A 20,986-nucleotide genomic window follows, 5' to 3' on the forward strand; every position below is an offset into this window, starting at 1 on the left:
GCCCCTACCACTTTTACTCTTGTCTATATCGCGATCAGCCCGTCATCGCTTTGAATTGCGCCATATACCAGTTCCCCCCTGCCCCCGTTACCAGTAAATGACGCCTTGCGCGTGTCATCCCGACATACAACAACCGGACCTCACGCTCGATTTCTTCCTCGTCGTCATTCAAATTGCCAACGCCCGACAGGATCACCGTATCAAATTCCAGCCCTTTGCTGCTCTGCCGGGTGAGCAGCACCACCTGCTCCGCAGCCGGGTCATAGCTCTTCTTCTGAATATTGTCTTTTAGCCATGTGCAGGGTACGCCCAGGGCTGTTAGCTGCTTCTGGATAAGCTCGGCTTGCCAGTGTTGTGGGTAGACCACCGCGATACTGTTCAGCGCATGGCCCTGGGCTTGCCACTGTTTTATACAGCGCGCTATATAATTTGCTTCACTTTGGGCAGAATCGCACTGCTTGAAGACCGGTGCGGGACCACTGGCGCCCGCCACCTCCGGGGCAATCAAAGGAACATTATCCTCGTCCGCCTCTTGCGCCTGCAGGAAATCCTTGGCGAACTCATAGGCAAACGTAAGGATTTCTCGCGTATTGCGATAATTCAGTTTCAGGATAGTGGTCCGACCACGCGCCTGGATACCGGCACTGGAAAGCGGGAACTTCAATGATTTCTTACGATAGATTGACTGCGCGTCATCATACAGCAGCAACAAGGAGTTGGTATCCGGATCGATCATCTGCACTACCAGCTTTAGCCAGCTCTGATCGAAGTCATGCCCCTCATCGACCATCAGGGCACCATACTGCGCCCTGGGAATATGGCCCTTGTCTACGCCCTGGATAACGCTGGTTACCGCCCGCTCCCAGTACGGTTCCTCACCTGGCTGAACGTCCAGATTATAGGTCTTGAGTTGCAGGCCACACCATTCATGGAAATGATGCACCATCACATTGTCGCCGATGTTTTTTTCCTGAATGAAAGCGCGCAGCTTCGCCGCAAGCGCGATATTGAAGCAAAGCACCAGAATCGGCTTGCTGACCGCCCGCGCGAGATGCAGGCACCGATAGCCAAGAATCAACGTCTTCCCGGATCCTGCGACACCATGTACCACCCGATGCCCGTCGCCCATGCTCTTGGCCATCTGCTCCTGTTGCAGATCCATCACCCGCACAATGTCCGGCACATAATCGTAGGAGGGTTTGTCTGCCTCAGCCGCTTTATCCTCGCCGAAAAGATCCTGTTGTGGCGCATTGATTCTTACCTCAGGAAATAGCTGCCAGCGAATGCGGTCCATCTGTGGCACCGTCAGTTTATTTCCGAAGTGGTACTCGAACATATCCCAGAGGTAAGTCTGGAATGTTTCCGGATCGGTCACTGTGGACATCTCGTCCTTGCAGATAAGCCGGTGCGGCGGCAATACCAGCTCCTGATCCTGTTCTGGAATCGCCTCATTCCATTGCTTGCGGGTGATGTTGGGAAAGACCACACCATATCCATACGGGAACACTAACCGCCCCTCATACCGCCCGCCGGCATTCACCAGCTGAGGATCACGGCGCAGTTGATCCACCGCCACATGCGCATACTGGCGCACCTGCTCCAGCGGATTACTGACCGTCTGGCGGCCCGTGCTTGTTTCAATCAGCACCGTTTGGGGTGTAATGCTTTTGATGGTATCCAGTTTCCAGTCCTTCACCTCGAGAAACAGCAGACCGCGCCCTGGGTGAAGAACGATAAAATCGGGATATCTGCGCTGCTTGCCCAGCGGGATGTCGTACCAAACGGCGTAATCATCCTCCAGAAGACTTTCCAGCCGCCGCCCTAGGCGACGCTCCCCACTGGTCATGTTCCGGATGGTGCTCAGACTGGGAATAACTGTCGCCATAGTGCTTCTGCCTCTTTTGATTCTTTGGCACAGCGGCCCCGATACCGATTTACTTATTATTAAGTAATACCTTGGTTATTTCTCTTCCACCTGGTCGCACTCTCTCAGGCTTATAACGCTATTCTGGCCATTGGCTTTTATCTCTGTCCCACCTTAAATGCGCGTTTTAGCGATCAATTATTCAGATCTTGAGCGGTTTGGCGCCCACCAGGCACTTGAAAATGACAGTAATGCTCGTCCAAATGCAAAAATCTGCCAAGCAAGAGCATTTTAACACCCGTACCCCGCACTATTTAGCCCGGCAGCCTCTCCATATGCCAAGTACAGGAAGCTCTCCTGACCGCTGGCCACCTGGTCGCGCACGCCCGCAAGGCGCGTCGATGGACCCAGGCGGGGCTTGGTGAACGTCTGGGCGGCATTGATCGCCGGCACATCAGCGCGCTGGAGAAAGGCCCGCCTCACATTGATTTCGAGCTGGTGGTAAGTGCCCTGTCGCTGCTTGACCTCCCCATTCTCCTCACCCTGCCCAACGAAGGGCAGGCCTCTGCGCGCCTCAACGCCAGGGATCTTCTATTGGCCGTGTCAGAACAGATCGTCAAGGGCCAGGCAAGCCCAGGGCGGAACAAGCCGGAGATCAGCAATGATTTCTGAGAACGCCTATGTCTGAATCTGCCTGCTGGGGCAACCCGCGCCCGTGATGGGTAGCGTGGCCTACCCAGATGGCCAGAGGTATTGGTTCCACCATGCAAAGAGCTACCTAGCCAATATACGAGGCCCCGCGATCATACATTCCCCGTGCACCCACTTCCTGCCAGTACAATCTGCATACTGACGCAACGCCCGAGCACTACCAACGGCCGCCATCCTACTATTCGGTCGTGGCGCCATATACTTTAACCAGGCGGCGTGCGGGATACCCAGACGCCTCAGAATAGATGGCACAGATTCCGCCAGCGCGCCGCGCTTACCTGGCAGCACAGCACGCGCGGTCCAGTCCACAAGCTCCAAGTAATCCAGCAGCCGGTAACCGCATAACAGCGTGTCTTCCTGCTCTTGCTCAACACTCCCGGACAAGGGCATCAATTGCGGGCCTTCCTCGACCTGGACATTATCCTTCAGATCCTCGATACGCTGCTTGATTGAGGTGTATTCCGACGCTTCCGGCGTCACGGCCATGCCTGCTCGCACAGGGTTCAGGTCTACATACGCCATGCAACGCAGCACGGCGGCCTCATCCAGCAAAGGCTGGGCCTTGAAGCGCCCTTCCCAGAAGTGGCCTGTGCAGCAATCTTCCTCGTTGGAGCGCCGGGCGATGTATTCATTCAGGCATTTCATGAACCAACTGAGATCGGACAACCTGGCTCGCCATTTCTGCACCTCTTCCCTCGCACGGGTCGCGGTAGCGTCATCCGGGGAGTGGCCTGCCAGCCAGTTATGAACGATGGGAGGCCCAGCAAAGAGACGCAGCCATCTCGCAGCGACCTCTTCATCTGACCAATCTTCTGATTTTGCAGGGTTGATACGTAGCACCAAGTGATAATGATTCGACATGATGGCATACGCACAGAGATCAATGGCGAAGACCTCGGTCAGCAGCGCAAGCCTTTCCTGCACCCAGGCTCGGCGGTGCTCGTAACTTACTCCGGAAACATCGTCCTGGCCGCACAGAAAAGCCCGTCTTACGCATCGTCCAATGCAGTGGTAGTACGGGGTATCCGATAGCGATATCTGCTGGGATCTTGGGGTTGTCATGGCGTTCCTCCTTGAACCATGACGTACCGTAGCAACCCGAATCCGACAGATTTATAGGAGATCGGCCTCTCTTCGTGTAAGACATTCTCCAATTAGTGCCTGTCCTAGATTTGCCGAACATATATTCTTCTCCTTAATCGTAAAAACTATTAAGCCCTAACAGAGATTAGGACGCACGCGCTTTTATCCAATAACGACGCACGCGGCATATCACGAAGACTATTTCGAGATAGGCACTGTCAGTCACAGGGTGAGATCTATCGTCAATTAGCAACAGGATCAGCGATCTCTTACAGCACCTGTAAGAAATTTGCTAGCAGCCCTGTAAGCCTATGTGCAATTAGTGCCTGTCCTAGACTTTCACTGTCAGCCACAGGGCGACATCTATCGCCAATTAGCAATCCTGATCAGCGATCTCTTACAGCACCTGTAAGAAATTGGCCAGCAGCCCTGTAAGCCTATGTGCAATTAGGTCGCGGTAGGAATGCCGGTTACCCGGCACCCCCCGCACAGATCCGGACGTGCGCTACTAACGCATCCGGCTCCTGCTTCGAGTCAACCGCACCAGCGTTGATTCGGGTATGGATGAACGATCCGCACGGTGGGTATCCAGCGCTTGATATGCTTTGTCATGTTTACCCAACTTATCGGCCTTTTGTTTCCACGCCTTCGCAGCGCTTTGCACCAGTGCCGACAGATTTCCGTGCGGAAGGTTTGCAGCGATACACCGTTCCCCGGCACACCGTAGTAGTTGACCAGCCCTGTCAGGACTTTTCTCAACCAACGCCCCTGATCGTGTACATTAACCATCAGGTTCCGCCTTAGCCACTCTTTGATTCTCAGTAGTGTGGCCCGCTGACGTTTGGCAATAGTGTGCCGCCGGACTGTAAAGCAACCGTCCCGGCGTACGGCACAGATATGGGTAAAACCCAGGAAGTCGAATGTCTCCGGCTTGCCCTTCCCCTGTGCCTTACGATTTGCTTGCGCAAAGCGGCCAAACTCAATCAGCCGCGTCTTGTCCGGGTGCAATCTCAGTCCAAACTGTGTGAGTCGCCGCACCAGGGCGGTGTATAGGGCATGTCCGTCGCTTTGGTACTGGAACCCCAGCGCAAAGTCGTCGGCATAGCGGACAATATAGACCTCTCCCCGCGCATGCCGTTGCCGCCACTGGTGTACCCATAGATCGAGCACATAGTGCAGGTAGATGTTCGCCAACAGCGGCGATATCACCGCACCTTGCGGGGTTCCAATCCGTGTGCCTGAGCGTTGCCCGTCTTCTTCAACACCCGCTCGCAGGGTTCTGACCAGGATATTCAGTACTCGTTTGTCGCTGACCCGGTGGCTGATGAATTGCATCAGCCATTCGTGGTCCAGCTCGTCAAAGAAGCCCTGTATGTCTGCATCCAGTACCCAGCTCACCTTCTTCTGCGTCAGTGTCATGTACAGAGCGTCCAGCGCTCTGTGCTGACTGCGACCGGGGCGGAACCCATAGCTAAACCCCAGGAAGTCCTCCTCGAAGATCGTCTCCAGCACCCAGACCAGCGCCTGCTGGACTATCTTGTCTTCCAGTGCTGCGACGCCAATCGGCCGCTGTTGGCCGTTCGCTTTGGGTATCCAGATACGTTTCGAGGGCTGTGCCCGGTAGCGGCCCGTGTGCAGACGGCAGTGCAAGTCGTGAAGGCGACTTTCCAGGTCGACCCCGTAGCCTTCCCAACTCATGTCGTCCACGCCGGTGGCCGCTTTGCGGTTCAGCGCCAGGTAGGCATTCCTCAGCCGATCGACACTAACGTGGTGTAGCAGGTTGTTGAGTTGAAGACGTTCATCCCGTCTCGTTGCGGTACGTAGCCTGAGCAGACCCGATTCAGCCCGGTCCTCGCTCTGTGTCGAGGGCGCTGCGGGGTACTCAGTCTTCCTCTCTGCCAAAACCCTTCGCTCCACAGGCTCCGCCATCAAAGTCATTATCTCTCCAATGTTGTTCGCCTGCTTCCTCGCTACTATGGTTTTGTCCGACTCCCTGCGCCACCACCGACCTTATTTCTTCATTTCTTCGGTGTGACCAGCACGGAATGATGCTGGTGATGCACAGGGCCTCCCGGGTTCCGTTCGGTAAACATCAGTACATGCACCGGGTCTCTGACTCCGGGGAGCCTGCTTGGTCGCTCGCATAGCGCTTAAAGCAGTGTGGCCTTCCCTTTCAAGCAACAAGGTCGGCACTCCCAACGAGTGATTTCGGAGCTCAATACCGAGCCTGCACCTTCCCCTGTCAACGCTTAACCTCTGACCTTACGGGCAGCGGACCATGACTCGGGGCTTCAGCGAGGCGCTACCCTCCTACTGAATAGCGGACTTGCACCGCTTGATTTACCGCCAGCTTTGCCCGGCGCTCTGCCTGTCCTGGATTTGCTACTTTGAACTGTTGCGATGCAATTTCCATGCAGCGATTGTACAGGAATTAGTGTGAACAGGCCCTAGGGAGATGAGGCCGCTAGCTGCGCATCGAATTGAGAGGCTGCTCCTCGTATTAAATCTATTTGTTCTAATGCCGAATGCTTCATAACTTCCAGTCGGTGAGCAATCAATGCAGCCATCGTGAGCTCTACGCAATTTTCTCGATAGGGAAATAAGAGAAGTGCATACCCTTCCTCGCTGTTTACGTGCTGGCTTGTCATGGAGCCAGGCCCAAGTTCAATGATGAAAGGGATTTTCTCGTCTATGGATACGCACATGCTCCATGACGGGCCAGATTTCATGACAATGATAGCCACTGCACCGGGATAGCCCACCACTTTCGCAAAAGGCGTATCACATGCGAAAAGGGTTGACGTTCCGCGCATTGCAGACTTCGTTCCATCACTGGGGCGCCAAACGCCTTTGCGTGCTTCGCTTGCCGTGGCATGGGTCAAAAAATCTTCGCCGAAAAGCGAATACCCGATTCCTAGTGAAAGTTTGCACATGAACCGCTGATCGAACTTCGTGTTCACTACGACTTGCATAGGGATGTTGCCTGCATGAATTGCTGTTCGAATGGCTTCTCTATTTAGTACGTCGTCAGCAGTCGGTGAGTCGAAGCCCCAAACCTTCGGATCAACTTTCGCCCCATTGGGATCTCGAAGTTCAGCACAGAGGATCTTTCGTGCTTTTCGCTTTTCCAAAGAACGATGGAAGCTGCGCAGACCGAGTGTGTGCTTCTCGGGGCTTTCCGATACGGGAAAGAAATATGCAACGGATGGCTTTTTCTTCGTGTCTATAGGATTGCCCCCTGTGTACGAATCCATCCTTTCGTCATTCGGGCGAATCCATGTGATTGTTTCTCCGGAGGGACCGATCCAATGTTCTGCTACGTGCTCATCAGGAACATCGAGGTTTGGTATTTGCGCCTTACCCATGCAACGAAGTGGTAAGCCGGGATCATCCGGCTTCGTGCAAAGCAAGCGCGCGGCTTCCGCCAGATAGTTGGTGATGAACCAGGATTTGGCGTAGGAGGCATCAACCCACAAGCCTAAGTTGTTGTTGCATGTCTTGCAGACGTTGGTGAGTTGAAAGATTTGTGGAGCGTATTCGCCACCCATGAACTGGGGGATGGCGTGCTCCAAGCTGGATTCGTTTTGTGGTTTAGCTTTGCCGCAATAAAGACACGTAAATGTACTGTCCATCATCTCGTTCCCCAGAAAATGGTGCGCCTTCTTGGATTTTATCGAAGTTCACTTCTACTGTTTTTGAGTAGTTACGGCAGCTTGACATCTCCGGCCAGAGGCCGGTCGCGCTGTCGTGCTGCGCATCGAGCCTCGTTGTACGAGTCTCGCCCCCGTTCGGGCTTCCATCGCTCCCTCGCTCCGCTCGGCTGACGCCTACGGCCCGGCTTTCAGCTTCGGACCTGCGCGCTTCGCTTGCGTGCGGTTTGCACATCACTGCGGCCGTTGCCATGTCCAGCCGTCTTTCCTGACTCCATCACCTTGCTCGCGACTGTAGCCCGTGTCCGCGTGCCGTCAAGGCGCGTCAGGTCGTGTCCTCGGCTGCGCCTGCGGGCCCGCACCACCCTGACGCTTTTCTCCTTGACGGCCCATGTCCGTGGGCTCCTGACCGTCGCGGGCGATGAACCCAGGAAAGACGGCTGGACATTGCAACAGGGACAACCGGGTTCCTCGTGCCAACCGCACCAAACAACCGACAGGCTGGGCTCCGAATCTAGGAATCCGGTGTGCGGTTTGAACAGCAAACCCTTTTCGTCAGGAGAAAGACCATGCTTGCATCCCGTTTCGCTTCCCGTTCCCCGGTACTGCGCAGCGATTCCCCGCTGTCCGATGACCAGATTCACCGTGTGGCCCCGTCCATCTTCGTCGATGCCCCGCATGAGAGCCGTTCCCAGCGTTACGCCTATATTCCCACCGCCACGGTGCTGACCGAACTGCGCAAGGAAGGGTTTCAGCCCTTCATGGTGACGCAGACCCGCACCCGCCACGAAGACCGGCGCGACTACACCAAGCACATGATCCGGCTGCACCATGCCAGCCAGATCAACGCCCGAGGCGAAGCCAACGACAACGAAATATAGGACAGGCACTTATCAAAGATAGCCGATCTAATACATCGTTGTAGGAGATCGGCTATCAGACGTGTAAGCCTGTATGCAATTAGTGCCTGTCCTAGATTGCAGCTAGACTTCTCATTCATAAATCTTTTCTCAACGTTTCCAGAGAAACAATTCTTGATTGTAGTATTTTTAGATCACTCAAAGGAAACTGAGCCAACTCAGCCTGAATGAAATCAACCAATCCAGGTATATCATCGTCGCTATTCACAAATATGTAGCGAATGTCCGTTGGCGAGATCTCTAGCTTATATTTTTCAACATCTTTATTTGCCCTATTTGCATCTTCATCATATGAATCATCATATAGAATAGCCGAAATAACAGGAGGAACGTACCTCCATTCATTTTCAAGATAGAACTGCTTTTCTATAAACTCCCCAGACACCCTAACTCTTCCATAAATAGGCTTTATTAAAGACAATAACTCATACGCTTTTTTATTTAGTTCTGATTTTTTATCTTCGTCTTCAAACTTTATAGCTACAAGATACTTCATTATAGATTGGGCATGCCCGCCTTGGGGGCTGTAGATTACAGGATTCAATCCGTTTTTCATTCCCCAGCTCTTTGCCAACCCAATCCCATAGTTCCCATAAAAATCTGTATGCTCGGAAATTCTTGCCAAAGGGATATCACAAAAACAACTCATGGGGAAGGATATATACTTGTGTTTAGAATGCCCAAGCCATTCCACATCTTCTAAGCAGAATCTTGGGAGAATTCCATTCTTTAGAATCATCTTCAGGACATCAAGTGACTTAGTAAAATGAAATAGATTATCTGATTTCGGTTTCATACTTTCCTATATCCTAATCAACCCCTTTCTGTTTCTTCCCAAGCACGCTGGGTAGCTGCTCCGTTCAACTCCGGCCAGTTATGATCAAGGCCATAGCCTCCAAGAGGAAGCGGGGGAAAATCGGGGACGCCCGCCATTTTCGCAAGCGGTCAATCCACCCAAGCGTAAGTAATGTCTCACATCTGTGTCTGAATTGGTGGGCGTCGCCGATTAGCCCGACGGTGCTCGTAACTAATGCCGGAGGCAGTGCCCTTGTCGCACAGAAAGGCTAGTTTTACGCATCGTCCAATGCAGTGGTAGTACGGAGTATTTGCCAGCGATATCTACTGTGCAATTAGTGCCTGTCCTCGATTTATTTCTGTCTCAATCAAAAAGACATGAGGGAAATGTATTATGAGGCACAGTCTTTCCAAGCTTCCCTTTACTTCCTGAGACACGGCACCGTCCACCTGGAGGAACCTCAACTCGTATCCATTGAGAATCCGTTAAGGCCATATCAATGACCACCTCTAGTTGTTCTTTATTTAGGACACAGATTGTTTCCTCGCCGCAAACGAGGCACACAAATAAATCCGCCTGAGAGTTCTGGACATTGCAAAGCGGCTCTAGTTGATCTGAGGTAAAAGTGAATGACCAAGGCCCTGATGAACGACTATATTTTATAAATATATGACAATCGGCATTTACCAAATAGTGACCATATCGCGAGCTTCCTTTATTGAGTGCTTTAAAGGATGGATGCTCTGCTATTTGTGTTAGCGCAGCACCATGATAGAAATCCTGCTCCTGAATCTTCATTCTCGGCATCACCTCATAATTTACTTAAATAGTTACAACTCAAGACAAACACTTACCGGCTTGGATAGAGCTGCATGGAAAAATGCTTACTACAGATTAAACCATTGCTTACACTAAATTCTGCGCTATATTTGCACTTCCAACCATTTTTTTCTTAGATTCTCATCGCTCTTCTTTTGACTTGGTATTCGATCTTCTACTTCATTTCTTCTGCTTCCTACGATCAATTAACCGCTTTCGCCCGAAGAGAGAAATCTGGGACAGACCATCAACAAGAGCTTCGGCCCTCTACCGCGCTGCAAGAAATGAACTGAAATACAAGACAGGCATTTATCAAAGATCGCCGATTTACTAACGCGTTGCAGGAGATCGGCCATCAGACCTGTGCGCCTATATGCAGTTAGTGCCTATCCTTATTTTTCGGTGGGTGTCCCCGATTACCCCTATCCTTCTAATGAATAGCGGCTTCTACCCGCTTGATTTACCGGTGCCCTACCTGCCCCAGACTTTTACTTAATCTCTTTCGGAGGGAAGAGTCCGAAACGGCCATGCTGGGGGTTCTTCGTGAAAACCGTCAGTGCGAGTTGACCTTCGAAGGATTCTGGTGGATGCTCATTTTCGACAATTATTACTTGGCTGTCGGAATGCTCTTCGATCAGATATTTATAGAATTTTTGTTTAAGATTTGTGCCTTGCAGGCTATCGCCTTCGCCCTCTGGTTTGTAATAGGCGAGCAATGGTGAATCAAGCACAACAAACCCTGGGTGAGGAAGCGATCGCTCTTTACAAAACTCGAGCAATCCCAAAGTAGCGGCAGCATGCGTTATCGCTCTGAGGCCCTTACCCCTGTTACCGCGAAGCTTACCGTTAATGACAAAGTCCATGGTTGCTTCATCAAAATGAACACCACCTGTATCGGGAAAGTCCCAAGCCTCAAGTATCCGTTCTACCGTTTTAGAAAAATCGTGTAGAACTTGATGCGATAGTTTCGTAGAAATATTTTTATCACCAGCTTCCACTCCCCCTGAATCCCCAAACAACTTTTCTCTTTGCGCTAGGAGCTTGTCCAATCTGGTAAATACCGTAATGTGCGAAACAACTTTGCTGCGCATATCAACAATATCGGAATAGCGGGACTGCATATCAGACAACTCCGGAGCAACAGCGCTTCTAATTTCACTGTCAACACCGTTAAATTTGTTTTCGACCCCAATCAGATCTTCGGATAGAAGTGCGTACTCTTCACGCAACGCAGTAACTGTAGAATCAAGATCACTTGCCAGTCTCTTAATCTTTTCCATCTCTGCTGCTGCCGCAATGACAATGGACTCAATATCGCCATCACATTCTTCGGTGCTATGTTGAGCTTCAGGCGAAGCGCCACAGAGCGGGCAAGGCGCTCGCTCATGGTGCACAAAAAGTGAGCCGGATTCTTCAATGGCCATCAATCGATGTAAATCGATTACATATTGAGATTTTAGCAGATCGAAGCGTTCCAACATATCGGCTATGTCATCTATCCTGTCCTTGATTGCCTCGCGGCTTCTCACAATTTCCCGTCTTTGGACGGTCATCTCATTGAGCTGAGACTGAACCAATTGAAGCTGCTCTCTTCTGAATGAAATGGATTCATCAATTTTTTCGAGCTGTTCTTCCAACTCCTCACGCCCAAAACCGTGTTCGGTAATCTCGTCCTCTACATCAGCGATCCATTGCTCGATAAGTTCAGCTTTTGCTCTATCATTTGCATCAGATTGTTTGCGAGCATCTGCTGGCTCTATCGCGCTATCATCCGCACCAGTAAGCACAAGCTTCAAGGAGGATTTTTCAGCCGTTCTAGAAATATATTGACCAGTTAAGAACGGAGAATCCTGACGGATTATTTCCTGCTCATTAACAATGATGAGTCGAGCGATATCGCGGAAACTTAGAGACCTGCAATCTCCATTCGCATTCTTTCGCACATATTTGCTTAGCAAATCTATAGCGCCAAGTAGCCAACCGGAAATATTATCCTCTCGGCCCGCTGCGTGTTTTACCTTGATCGTGCCGCTTTCCTTGACATCAGTCGCAGCCTTAATATTTCCTTCATATATTCGGTAGTTGCCACCATCTATACTGCGTTCAAATGTCCAGAGTCCTTTTTTCGAGGATTCAATAGCAATGCGGGCTTTGTCGTACCCGTCCAGCTCTGGAATTCCTCGCAGCTCCTTTCCTCCAAGGAGGAAGTCAATGGCCTCAACAAGGAAGGACTTTCCGGTATCGGATGCACCACATACAACACTTAAGCTTTCGTCAAAGTCAATCAGAGCAGGAGGAACTCTAGCACCCAAAAAACTTATATTTCTTATTTGAATCATCTCACTCATCTTGTTAACCGCCACCTAATCCTTGCAATGAATGAAACTGGGTAGTCCATTTATCAAAGAAGCTACTGATTAAACTATGAAGCTCTTTGGTATCCATATTCCCGAAAGTCTCGCCAACCCAATTTGCCCTAACTATCAATGAGCGCATATACGGGGTAGCCATTAAGTCGACGAATGGCTTGGCATAATCAGTTGCTTGATAAAAAATCCCTTCTTCGCCGGCTATTCGGGTAACAAGCCCGCGGCTCATCATCAATGAAATTCCCGACTCAATAATTTTACGCCTAACCAGAAGTTCACCCTCTCTCATAGGAAGAGGTGGATGAAGACTTTTCGGTCCATTAACATCACCTGAATGAACTACCAGATAGTCAAAATCCACAAGACGCTGCAAATCCAAAGCAGCAGGGAAATTGGCAGCAAGGATAACTAGTGAGCGAACACCGGTCTCAAGAGTGCTGTTAAATACAGTGACATTTTTTTGGCGCTCTTCACTCATCTTGCTCACTCCAGTTCAACCGACGATCATTCACAAGTTGGTGACACATCCCTTGTTTGTCCCGTACGCGGGTGACACTAGTGAGCGGGCTTGCATCAACTGCAACATTGGCTGCTTGGTTCATTGTTGCATTCAAACGATCCATGCCACACGTATGCTGAGACTCACACACTTCCACCACCCCATCATAAATATCATCTTGAAGAGCTTCGAAGACACCTGAAGGAACTGTATCCCGAGAAAAATTTCGCAAGGACTCCGCATGGTAAAAGCGCTCGCGCTGTCTACGAAAGTTATTCCGTATGCTATCATCCTTTATTAGTAGGGAAAGATCGGGCGGTTGCTGGTCATCACCAATGAACTGTGCATATACGCTCAGCAGCTGTCTTACGTATCGATGATCCATAGATACAGTATCTTCTGGCGGTATTACAGGTTCGGGACGTGGGCCAAGACCGCCACCAAACCTTACGGCATGAAAAGGTGTGGTCGCATGTTGTTCAATCATTCGAACATGTGACACGGAATCGAATATCGTATAATCAAAGCTCTCAAAATGGGCAAGGAGATCGCCCTCAAGCTTTATCTTGGCTGTAGATGTAATGCCATCTTCACAATATTTCTCCCAGTTATCTTTTAGTTCTTCTTTTAATTTTTGAGCGTTGGCGAGTAGTTTACCTAGTTTTGTTCCGATCTGCTTCGGAGCAACAAAGTAGTATTTTCGCGGAGGCGTGTATTCACCGCGTTTCGTAAAGTAAATAATTTTACCTAACTCGACCCAGACACTGGAAGGCGTTAGGGGCTTATCATAAAACTTACACTGGTAGTTGTCCCAACCATCACTGAACTGGTTAGAAGCGATAAAACCTACGACATCTAATCCTTTGTCACCTGATCCGGCAAAGCGTTTGACGCAATAATAGGAACTTCTAAGAGATGAAGCCCATTCCTCGGCAAACTCCTCCCATTCGTCCGCGCTAAATAGTTGCACGCGCTGCGTTTTCGGGATAGGAATCCCAGAACCTATATGCTCTGAGCTATACAATCCTTTTTGAGGATTGGGTAGAATCTCTTTGAAATCATCTTCGTTCATTTTCTTATTTCGTAATGATTGGCGTGAATTTCACTTAGCCACCCTTGAATTATACTTCGAATTCCGGTGGCAGTTTAGTTGATCATTTTCACTTTGGATCAAAGCTGATCATGTGCCGCATCATATAACGCCCGACGGAGCAGGAAAATTGGAGCGAGGAACGAGCGGAAATTTGATCCGCCAGCCGCGGCTTGCAAGCTACTTATATGTCGTCCAAATAGCTTACCGTAGACGAAAAAATAATTTTGCCTTCCTCATCGGCAATCTTGAGCTCTATATTGTTCCCATCTGGGCGCACCTGAAAGGCTCTGCAGCGGTCTCTCCACCTATGGACAACCTCAACCGTCATACCATGAATTTGGCCTTCATGGGTGTTAACAACAAAGGTGTCAGGGTGCTCCTTGGTCTCCAGGCCATATTTTCTTACGAAGCTAACAAGAGACGCCAGATCATTTATTGCACTGAAATCGGCTACAATTTCTTCCATTTCTCTTCCCAATAAATTGAGCTATATTTTCTAGTCAGTGCCGCCATACACGACGCGAGCTTGCGAGCGTGGCGACCGTAGGGAGCGAATTTCATGGCTTCGCTATGCATGTTGACTAATGGAGAATAGGTATGCAATGCCGTCCTCAACCCTTGTTTTAATTGAAATCAGTTGGTTCAAGCCAAACTTTCCTGACGCCCCATGAGTACCGTCATTGAACACTCTAAAAAGGGCAAGGACGTTTTTCACGTCCTCATCAACGAAATCAACTGCTTCTTGGGTCAACAATCCACATCGATTTAACAGGTACCGAATTTTTTCTTTCCTGGTGGGCTGCCCGCCTGGCGTCATATCACAGCTGGGGTTTAGCGCTAAGACCTTGTCATCGGGCGCATTCATATCAAGTATCTGAACGAAAACCTCCCTGGCGCTTGTACAAAAGTGACGTGCAGCATCAGGATTCTTTGGATTCAGTGAGAATAGCGCCCCCCTCCATCGGTTGCTAAGGTCCGGCGATACTTGTTGAAGCATCCCCTCAATTTCACTGCGTAAAAGATCGGATGGGTCAATTTCTGATTCATCTGCTTTGGAATCAAGAGCATTCGAAAGAGCTAAGCTATTCGCATTTTCTCGCTCAGATAGGTCTAAGAACTCACTGCCATAATTTTCGATTTCTAGAACGCTCCCACCTGCGTCTAAACGTTCATAGTAGTTATTCAAGGTTATCGCGGATGTTTGGAAAACCTGATATTGAACCGAGGTGGAAGACTGGAGCCGTCTGAGCTCTGCGGATATTTTCTGGCTGTTCGCCCGCACTCTCGCGTTGTACCTTCTAACTTCATAGTTATAGTTGTTGGCCGCCTGCTTTACTTTCTGATTATGCTGGCGAACTTCACGATTATACTTGTCTATAGCCTGTTTCTGCTTATTCTGAGCTTGGCGAATTGCGCTGCGAAACTGCGACAGAGTCATTTTTCGAGGCATCGCTCCCTCCTGTTTGGTATTGATGCATAACAGATATTAGAACGCACGCGCTCCTATCCAATAACGACGCACGCAGCCCATCACTACATTTATATTAAAATAATGAAGAATAATTGAAAACTATCAAGGTTTTGGGATGAATTCTAATTTACCAGATCCTGTTCGCGAGACTTCTTTTTCCCAATCCAATCACATAGCCCAAGCCAGAGGCCAAGATAGTCTTCGGCATCGCACGCAGCGGGTAATATTAGAAAGCTCGACGTGACAAGCCAAATCAGCACATTAACTTCCTGTTAAATTTCGCATCCTAAATATTGACACTGCGGAATCTCGAGTAATAATTGGCACAGGTGCTTGAACACACCTAACCTATCAGCGGCCCACCGCACCCGTCAGCTTGCGGTATTTTTGTGCCTATAGCTTTCCAAGCTATGGCCGGGTAGCGGCAGCCATAAAATACCCGCAAGGGGAAAGCTGCCGGCCGTCTGATAGCGGTGTTCAACTGCCCGGCCGCCCTCTGAACAAGGGCAAACGTTGAACAAACTATCAGGAGGCCATCATGGCTGCTCAAAAGAAGACATCTTTCAGGCAACGCACCATCAAGCTCAGCTATCTCTGCTACCCCAACCCAGACCCCTTCAAACGCACCCCACCCAAAACCGTGCCCTTCCTCCGCCTCTCCGGCCTCTGGCTAACCGCCGCCGGCTTCCACCCAGGCCAACACTGCAAAGTCACCGTCGCCAACGGCGCTCTGCTCATCACCGCCGAACCACCCGCCCCCGAGCCCCCGGCCAAACGCAAACGCCGCCACTGACAACCCCTTCACACAGCCCCGGCACCTCGCCGGGGCCTGTGCCACGATTCACCAGGCACGCTACCGCCCCGTCAACGCAAACGGTTCTCAAACGAAAACAGTTCGCTCAACGTCAAAAAATCTCGATTTAGTAACGGGAAGACCAGAATAAAAACGGAATCCCCAGTAACCTATTGTTTTTCAAAACCCCGGATTCAACACGAGCGCAAAGCCAAAGCGCACGCGCGCCGAAGCAAACAGCCGATTAATATCGTTATGCCATTATTGGAAACAAATTCAGGGGATATGCTGCAACGCTAACGCAGCCATGATCCTTGGCCTGATGTGTTCCCTTATTAGTGATGGCATTGAGTGTGCACAGTTCACATTTTCTGCGCAAGCGTTTGGGGCATGGGCGGGGTGAACGGGATATGAACGAAGGGATTATTGAACGGACACAGTCACTTGGTGCTCGTGAGCGCCTGGACTGGCGGGCTCTGGCATGGGTTCGCCATCTTTAAGGCGGCATTCAATCGCCAGTTCAATAGCTTCGATGACGTTTTCGAGTGCTTCTGCTTCCGTATTGCCGACACTGACCACTTCGGGGAAGGCCGGGCAGAGCGCTAGTACAACACCGTCATCGTTCAGCAGCGTTACATTGTATATCGGCATAATCCCCCTCTTCATTGACTAACTTTCTGGCCACGCAGCAGCCCCTCAACCGAAATATCTTCATCCAACTCGGGCCAGTGAACCCCTAGCCCACCGCCCATCAGCACATAATTCTCACGCTGCGATGGTGTTGCCGTCTGCAATCGCGGGAACCAGCTCAAAGGAATAGAAAGCCGGCGGCCATCCTGTAAATCGACCAGCAAATCATATTCCGTGCATTGGATGTTTTGCGCGTAGGCATTTTGATGGGATGACATATCAGCCGTTCCTTCAGCTTCGGTACAGCCGGCCATGGCTGCGTTGTATGCGTGGACTGGATAGAAGACTATAACGGTCGGTGGAATACCGGCAACCAGGGAGGCTGTTATGCAGTGCAAGGACAGCGAGGCTCAGACCCGCCACGAGTTGGAAGCTACGAGATACGATAAGTATGTGCTTCGGAAGGTTGGGCGGGCGCGTGCTTCCACGGAGGCCGGGCGGGTATGGAGCAATGATGTGGTTGCGGCGCTCTTTAGGGCGAGGCGGGAGCAGGTATTGAGCTCTGCTGAATGAGGTGAGTTTGGGCGGCGTGGGTTTCGCTTCGCTCTACCCACCCTACGCGAGCGGCGGTGGCGTTTGGTACTGACCCGGAGGCTGGCGTTACGTTCCTCACCGCCACCTTGAAGAAAGAAAAACAGCCAAAACAAAAACGCCACCCGAAGGTGGCGTTAATGCAGTAGCTGGAGAAGCGTTTACTTACGCCTCAACAGCTTCTTTCATGGACAGCTTGATCCGCCCACGCTGATCAACATCCAGCACTTTCACCTTGATCACGTCACCTTCTTTCACATAGTCGGTAACCTTCTCAACACGCTCTTGCGCGATCTGCGAAATGTGCAGCAGGCCTTCGGTGCCCGGGAAGATTTCGACGAAGGCGCCGAAGTCGACGGTGCGAGTCACTTTGCCCTGGTAGATCTCGCCCACTTCCGGCTCGGCGGTGATGCCTTCGATCTTGGCAGCGGCAGCAGCGGCCAGATCGCGGGTTTCGGCATACACTTTGACGGAGCCGTCGTCTTCGATGTCGATGTTGGCGCTGAACTCTTCGCACAGGGCACGAATGGTAGCACCGCCTTTACCGATGACGTCGCGGATTTTGTCCGGGTTGATTTTCAGGGTGATCAGGGTCGGCGCGTTGGCAGACAGTTCTGCGCGCGGCTTGCTGATGACCTTGTTCATTTCGCCGAGAATATGCAGGCGGCCTTCGCGGGCCTGGTTCAGGGCGGTTTCCATGATTTCTTCGGTGATGCCCTGGATTTTGATATCCATCTGCAGGGCGGTCACGCCTTTCTCGGTGCCGGCAACTTTGAAGTCCATGTCGCCGAGGTGGTCTTCGTCACCGAGGATGTCGGAGAGGACGGCGAAGCGGCCGTCTTCTTCTTTCACCAGGCCCATGGCGATACCGGCGACAGGCGCCTTGATCGGTACGCCGGCGTCCATCAGTGCCAGCGAGGTGCCGCACACGGAGGCCATGGAGGAGGAGCCGTTGGATTCGGTGATCTCGGACACCACGCGGATGGCGTACGGGAATTCCTGCTCGTTCGGCAGCACAGCTTGCACGCCGCGGCGGGCCAGGCGGCCGTGGCCGATTTCACGGCGTTTCGGGGAGCCGACCATGCCGGTTTCGCCCACGCAATACGGGGGGAAGTTGTAGTGCAGCATGAAGCGGTCCTGGCGTGAGCCTTCCAGGGCGTCGATCAGCTGGGCATCGCGCATGCCGCCGAGGGTGGCGACGACGATGGCCTGGGTTTCGCCACGGGTGAACAGGGCGGAACCGTGGGCTTTCGGCAGGCCGCCAGCTTCGATGTTGATCGGGCGCACGGTGTTCAGGGCGCGGCCGTCGATACGCGGCTTGCCGGACACAACGGCTTCGCGCACGGTGGCTTTTTCCAGTTTGCCGAACAGGGCAGACACTTCACCTTTGTCCGGGGCACCTTCTTCGCCGGTGGCGAAGGCTTCAACGGCTTCGTTTTTCAGGTCGCCCAGGCGGGTGTAACGCTGTTGCTTGTCGGTGATGGTGTAGGCTTCGGCCACGGCACCGGCGAAGCGGGCTTTCACCTGCTCATACAGTGCGGTGTTGGTGGCGGCCGGTTGCCAGTCCCATTGCGGTTTGCCGGCTTCGGCGGCGAATTCACCGATGGCCTTGATGGCGGCCTGCATTTCCATGTGGCCGAACAGCACGGCGCCGAGCATCTGGTCTTCGGTCAGCTCTTTGGCTTCGGATTCCACCATCAGGACGGCGGCTTCGGTGCCGGCCACGACCAGATCCAGGGCGGAGTCTTTCAGCTCGGAGTAGCGCGGGTTCAGCACGTACATGTCGTTGATGAAGCCGACACGGGCGGCGCCCAGCGGACCGGCGAACGGGATGCCGGAGATGGCCAGTGCGGCGGAGGTGCCGAGCAGGGCTGCGATATCCGGATCGGCGTCTTTGTCAGCGGACATGACGGTGGCGATGATCTGGACTTCGTTCATGAAGCCTTTCGGGAACAGCGGGCGGATCGGGCGATCGATCAGGCGGCAGGTCAGCGTCTCTTTCTCGGACGGACGGCCTTCGCGCTTGAAGAAGCCACCGGGGATGCGGCCGGCAGCGTAGGTTTTTTCCTGGTAGTTGACGGTCAGCGGGAAGAAGCCTTTGTTCGGGTCGGCTTCTTTCTTGCCTACGGCGGTGACCAGCACGGCGGTTTCGCCGATGGTGACCATGACGGCGCCGGTGGCCTGGCGGGCGATGCGGCCGGTTTCAAGGACCACGGTGTCGCGGCCATACTGGAATTCTTTGCGTACAGTATTGAACATATCTCTCGTCTCTTCTCTCTTCTCAACAACAGTATCGCGTGATCGCCGGCTGTCTGGCGCCGAAACGCCAAAACAACAGAAGCCCGGTGCTACCGAGCTTCTGTTGCGTACAGCATGTTGCGGCGATCCGGCGCGTTTAGCGGCGCAGGCCCAGTCGCTCGATCAGCTGTGCATAACGGCTTTGATCCTTCTTCGCCAGGTAGTCCAGCAGTTTGCGGCGCTGGTTTACCATGCGGATCAGGCCACGACGACCGTGGTGGTCTTTTTTGTGGGCCTTGAAGTGGTCCTGCAGGCCATTGATGTTGGCGGTCAGCAGGGCTACCTGGACTTCCGGGGAACCGGTATCGCCTTCTTTCTGGCCATAGTCCTTCAGGATCTGTGCTTTTTCTTGCGGGCTCAGTGCCATGGTCTTTTCTCCAATATGCGCAGTGTGTGATGCGGGCAGCCATGCATATTTATAGCTGCCGCCGGTTTCCGTGTGCCCCTGAGCGCGGTGGCTCGGTGCGACCTCAGTGGGTCGCGACCAGGCGACGGGGGGCTATCATACCGTCTTCCTGGACCTCTCCGACACCCAGAAAATCGTCGGTGCCGGCGCGGTAGAGGGTGACCCAGCCGTCTTTGGGCCGGTGGGTGGCCATGACGGACTGGCCTTTCAGCAGGTAATAGCTGGCATCTTGCCCCAGCTCCACGCGCGGCCAGTCTGCCACGGCGGTGTATAAAGGCAAGAGCTTTTTGTCTATCGCCTCGAAGCCGCCCTCGTCTTTCAGGGCGCCCAGCTCGTCCAGGGTCAGCATCTCGCTGGCCGGGTAGGGGCCGGCGGAGAGGCGGTGCAGCACGGTGACGTGGCCGCCGCAGCCCAGGGCGGCGCCCAGGTCTTCGACCAGGGAGCGGACATAGGTGCCTTTGGTGCAGTCGACTTCGAAGCTGACGTCGTCGCCGTCCACGCTCAGCAGCGCAAGGCGGCGGATGGTCACCTGGCGCGGCTTGCGCTCGACGGTAATGCCCTGGCGGGCCAGTTTGTACAGGGGCTGGCCTTCGTGCTTGATGGCCGAGTACATGGACGGGATCTGCTCGATGGGGCCGAGGAAGCGCATCAGGGCGGCTTCGATCTCGTCCGGGGTGGCGGTCACGGGGCGGGTTTCCACCACGTCGCCATCGGCATCGCCGGTCTCAGTGGTCACGCCCAGGCGGGCGGTGACGCGGTAGCTCTTGTCGGCATCGAGCAGGAACTGGCTGAATTTGGTCGCTTCGCCAAAGCAGATCGGCAGCATGCCGGTGGCCAGCGGATCGAGGCTGCCTGTATGCCCGGCCTTGGCGGCGGCGAACAGGCGCTTGACGGTCTGCAGGGCGCCGTTGCTAGTGATGCCGGCGGGTTTGTTCAGCAGCAGGATACCGTTGATATCCCGGCCGCGTTGACGGCGCTTGGCCACGGTGGTGC

The 20,986-nt window shown here is 52.7% G+C and carries 19 protein-coding genes; 3 read left to right on the top strand and 16 right to left on the bottom strand.

Annotation, left to right across the window (positions count from 1 at the left end):
• Positions 1-34 precede the first annotated feature (34 nt).
• Complete coding sequence (locus tag S7S_RS16495; RefSeq protein WP_008733186.1) at positions 35-1,885, bottom strand: 3'-5' exonuclease; 1,851 nt, start codon at positions 1,883-1,885, stop codon at positions 35-37.
• Positions 1,886-2,236: 351 nt separating this feature from the next.
• Here S7S_RS16495 and S7S_RS19380 point away from each other — a divergent pair, with 351 nt between their 5' ends.
• On the top strand, positions 2,237-2,536 hold the full coding sequence (locus S7S_RS19380) for a helix-turn-helix domain-containing protein (RefSeq protein ID WP_274544727.1): 300 nt from the start codon (positions 2,237-2,239) through the stop codon (positions 2,534-2,536).
• 102 nt (positions 2,537-2,638) lie between these two features.
• Here S7S_RS19380 and S7S_RS16500 read toward each other — a convergent pair whose 3' ends face one another.
• From S7S_RS16500 to S7S_RS19385, 3 genes are all read right to left on the bottom strand, one after another.
• On the bottom strand, positions 2,639-3,637 hold the full coding sequence (locus S7S_RS16500; protein ID WP_008733185.1) for a transposase: 999 nt from the start codon (positions 3,635-3,637) through the stop codon (positions 2,639-2,641).
• Between the two features lie 555 nt (positions 3,638-4,192).
• Positions 4,193-5,596: a group II intron reverse transcriptase/maturase gene (ltrA, locus tag S7S_RS16505; protein ID WP_082027749.1), complete on the bottom strand. Its 1,404-nt coding sequence runs from the start codon at positions 5,594-5,596 to the stop codon at positions 4,193-4,195.
• 509 nt (positions 5,597-6,105) lie between these two features.
• Entirely contained in the window at positions 6,106-7,293 is a 1,188-nt protein-coding gene (locus S7S_RS19385; RefSeq protein ID WP_082027750.1) for an HNH endonuclease, read from the bottom strand.
• A gap of 584 nt (positions 7,294-7,877) precedes the next feature.
• Between S7S_RS19385 and S7S_RS16510 the strand changes: the two genes are divergently transcribed.
• Entirely contained in the window at positions 7,878-8,189 is a 312-nt protein-coding gene (locus S7S_RS16510; protein ID WP_008733181.1) for a DUF932 domain-containing protein, read from the top strand.
• A gap of 115 nt (positions 8,190-8,304) precedes the next feature.
• Here S7S_RS16510 and S7S_RS19390 read toward each other — a convergent pair whose 3' ends face one another.
• The 7 genes from S7S_RS19390 to S7S_RS16530 all read right to left on the bottom strand — a co-directional run bounded on the left by S7S_RS19390 (position 8,305) and on the right by S7S_RS16530 (position 15,254).
• A complete protein-coding gene (locus tag S7S_RS19390) occupies positions 8,305-9,024 on the bottom strand; it encodes an abortive infection system antitoxin AbiGi family protein (protein WP_082027751.1) in 720 nt (239 codons plus the stop codon).
• Between the two features lie 363 nt (positions 9,025-9,387).
• Positions 9,388-9,822 carry a hypothetical protein gene (locus S7S_RS19710; RefSeq protein WP_144401691.1) on the bottom strand — a complete coding sequence of 145 codons (435 nt, stop codon included), beginning with the start codon at positions 9,820-9,822 and terminating at the stop codon, positions 9,388-9,390.
• 509 nt (positions 9,823-10,331) lie between these two features.
• Positions 10,332-12,191 (bottom strand): AAA family ATPase, encoded by a 1,860-nt coding sequence (locus S7S_RS16515; RefSeq protein ID WP_041026026.1) that lies wholly within the window; start codon positions 12,189-12,191, stop codon positions 10,332-10,334.
• 4 nt (positions 12,192-12,195) lie between these two features.
• Positions 12,196-12,690 (bottom strand): ABC-three component system middle component 2, encoded by a 495-nt coding sequence (locus S7S_RS19395; protein ID WP_082027752.1) that lies wholly within the window; start codon positions 12,688-12,690, stop codon positions 12,196-12,198.
• Positions 12,683-13,783: an ABC-three component system protein gene (locus S7S_RS19400; protein ID WP_082027753.1), complete on the bottom strand. Its 1,101-nt coding sequence runs from the start codon at positions 13,781-13,783 to the stop codon at positions 12,683-12,685. The genes S7S_RS19395 and S7S_RS19400 overlap by 8 nt, the downstream gene beginning before the upstream one ends.
• A gap of 202 nt (positions 13,784-13,985) precedes the next feature.
• On the bottom strand, positions 13,986-14,270 hold the full coding sequence (locus S7S_RS16525; RefSeq protein ID WP_008733177.1) for a hypothetical protein: 285 nt from the start codon (positions 14,268-14,270) through the stop codon (positions 13,986-13,988).
• A gap of 102 nt (positions 14,271-14,372) precedes the next feature.
• Positions 14,373-15,254, bottom strand: a complete 882-nt coding sequence (locus S7S_RS16530; protein WP_008733175.1) for a pPIWI-associating nuclease domain-containing protein — start codon at positions 15,252-15,254, stop codon at positions 14,373-14,375.
• Between the two features lie 559 nt (positions 15,255-15,813).
• Here S7S_RS16530 and S7S_RS16535 point away from each other — a divergent pair.
• The gene (locus tag S7S_RS16535; protein ID WP_008733174.1) at positions 15,814-16,068 is read left to right on the top strand and encodes a SymE family type I addiction module toxin; all 255 of its coding nucleotides are present in this window, start codon (positions 15,814-15,816) and stop codon (positions 16,066-16,068) included.
• A gap of 423 nt (positions 16,069-16,491) precedes the next feature.
• Here the strand turns inward: S7S_RS16535 and S7S_RS19405 are convergent, their stop codons facing one another.
• From S7S_RS19405 to truB, 5 genes are all read right to left on the bottom strand, one after another.
• Positions 16,492-16,719, bottom strand: coding sequence for a type II toxin-antitoxin system HicB family antitoxin (locus tag S7S_RS19405; RefSeq protein WP_008733173.1), 228 nt, complete (start codon positions 16,717-16,719; stop codon positions 16,492-16,494).
• An 11-nt stretch (positions 16,720-16,730) separates the two neighbouring features.
• Positions 16,731-16,976 carry a DUF2442 domain-containing protein gene (locus tag S7S_RS16540; RefSeq protein ID WP_008733172.1) on the bottom strand — a complete coding sequence of 82 codons (246 nt, stop codon included), beginning with the start codon at positions 16,974-16,976 and terminating at the stop codon, positions 16,731-16,733.
• 478 nt (positions 16,977-17,454) lie between these two features.
• Positions 17,455-19,548: a polyribonucleotide nucleotidyltransferase gene (pnp, locus tag S7S_RS16550; protein ID WP_008733170.1), complete on the bottom strand. Its 2,094-nt coding sequence runs from the start codon at positions 19,546-19,548 to the stop codon at positions 17,455-17,457.
• Positions 19,549-19,684: 136 nt separating this feature from the next.
• Positions 19,685-19,954, bottom strand: coding sequence for a 30S ribosomal protein S15 (rpsO, locus tag S7S_RS16555; protein WP_008733168.1), 270 nt, complete (start codon positions 19,952-19,954; stop codon positions 19,685-19,687).
• 103 nt (positions 19,955-20,057) lie between these two features.
• Positions 20,058-20,978, bottom strand: coding sequence for a tRNA pseudouridine(55) synthase TruB (truB, locus tag S7S_RS16560; protein ID WP_008733166.1), 921 nt, complete (start codon positions 20,976-20,978; stop codon positions 20,058-20,060).
• Positions 20,979-20,986 lie beyond the last annotated feature (8 nt).

The sequence above is a fragment of the Isoalcanivorax pacificus W11-5 genome, assembly GCF_000299335.2.
Classification (GTDB): domain Bacteria; phylum Pseudomonadota; class Gammaproteobacteria; order Pseudomonadales; family Alcanivoracaceae; genus Isoalcanivorax; species Isoalcanivorax pacificus.

Excerpts from the sequence above, each read along its gene's own strand:
- S7S_RS16495 (WP_008733186.1), bottom strand. The coding sequence starts at position 1,885 with ATGGCGACAGTTATTCCCAGTCTGAGCACCATCCGGAACATGACCAGT.
- S7S_RS16500 (WP_008733185.1), bottom strand. The coding sequence starts at position 3,637 with ATGACAACCCCAAGATCCCAGCAGATATCGCTATCGGATACCCCGTAC.
- ltrA (WP_082027749.1), bottom strand. The coding sequence starts at position 5,596 with ATGACTTTGATGGCGGAGCCTGTGGAGCGAAGGGTTTTGGCAGAGAGG.
- S7S_RS19385 (WP_082027750.1), bottom strand. The coding sequence starts at position 7,293 with ATGATGGACAGTACATTTACGTGTCTTTATTGCGGCAAAGCTAAACCA.
- S7S_RS16510 (WP_008733181.1), top strand. The coding sequence starts at position 7,878 with ATGCTTGCATCCCGTTTCGCTTCCCGTTCCCCGGTACTGCGCAGCGAT.
- S7S_RS19390 (WP_082027751.1), bottom strand. The coding sequence starts at position 9,024 with ATGAAACCGAAATCAGATAATCTATTTCATTTTACTAAGTCACTTGAT.
- S7S_RS19710 (WP_144401691.1), bottom strand. The coding sequence starts at position 9,822 with ATGAAGATTCAGGAGCAGGATTTCTATCATGGTGCTGCGCTAACACAA.
- S7S_RS16515 (WP_041026026.1), bottom strand. The coding sequence starts at position 12,191 with ATGAGTGAGATGATTCAAATAAGAAATATAAGTTTTTTGGGTGCTAGA.
- S7S_RS19395 (WP_082027752.1), bottom strand. The coding sequence starts at position 12,690 with ATGAGTGAAGAGCGCCAAAAAAATGTCACTGTATTTAACAGCACTCTT.
- S7S_RS19400 (WP_082027753.1), bottom strand. The coding sequence starts at position 13,783 with ATGAACGAAGATGATTTCAAAGAGATTCTACCCAATCCTCAAAAAGGA.
- S7S_RS16525 (WP_008733177.1), bottom strand. The coding sequence starts at position 14,270 with ATGGAAGAAATTGTAGCCGATTTCAGTGCAATAAATGATCTGGCGTCT.
- S7S_RS16530 (WP_008733175.1), bottom strand. The coding sequence starts at position 15,254 with ATGCCTCGAAAAATGACTCTGTCGCAGTTTCGCAGCGCAATTCGCCAA.
- S7S_RS16535 (WP_008733174.1), top strand. The coding sequence starts at position 15,814 with ATGGCTGCTCAAAAGAAGACATCTTTCAGGCAACGCACCATCAAGCTC.
- S7S_RS19405 (WP_008733173.1), bottom strand. The coding sequence starts at position 16,719 with ATGCCGATATACAATGTAACGCTGCTGAACGATGACGGTGTTGTACTA.
- S7S_RS16540 (WP_008733172.1), bottom strand. The coding sequence starts at position 16,976 with ATGTCATCCCATCAAAATGCCTACGCGCAAAACATCCAATGCACGGAA.
- pnp (WP_008733170.1), bottom strand. The coding sequence starts at position 19,548 with ATGTTCAATACTGTACGCAAAGAATTCCAGTATGGCCGCGACACCGTG.
- rpsO (WP_008733168.1), bottom strand. The coding sequence starts at position 19,954 with ATGGCACTGAGCCCGCAAGAAAAAGCACAGATCCTGAAGGACTATGGC.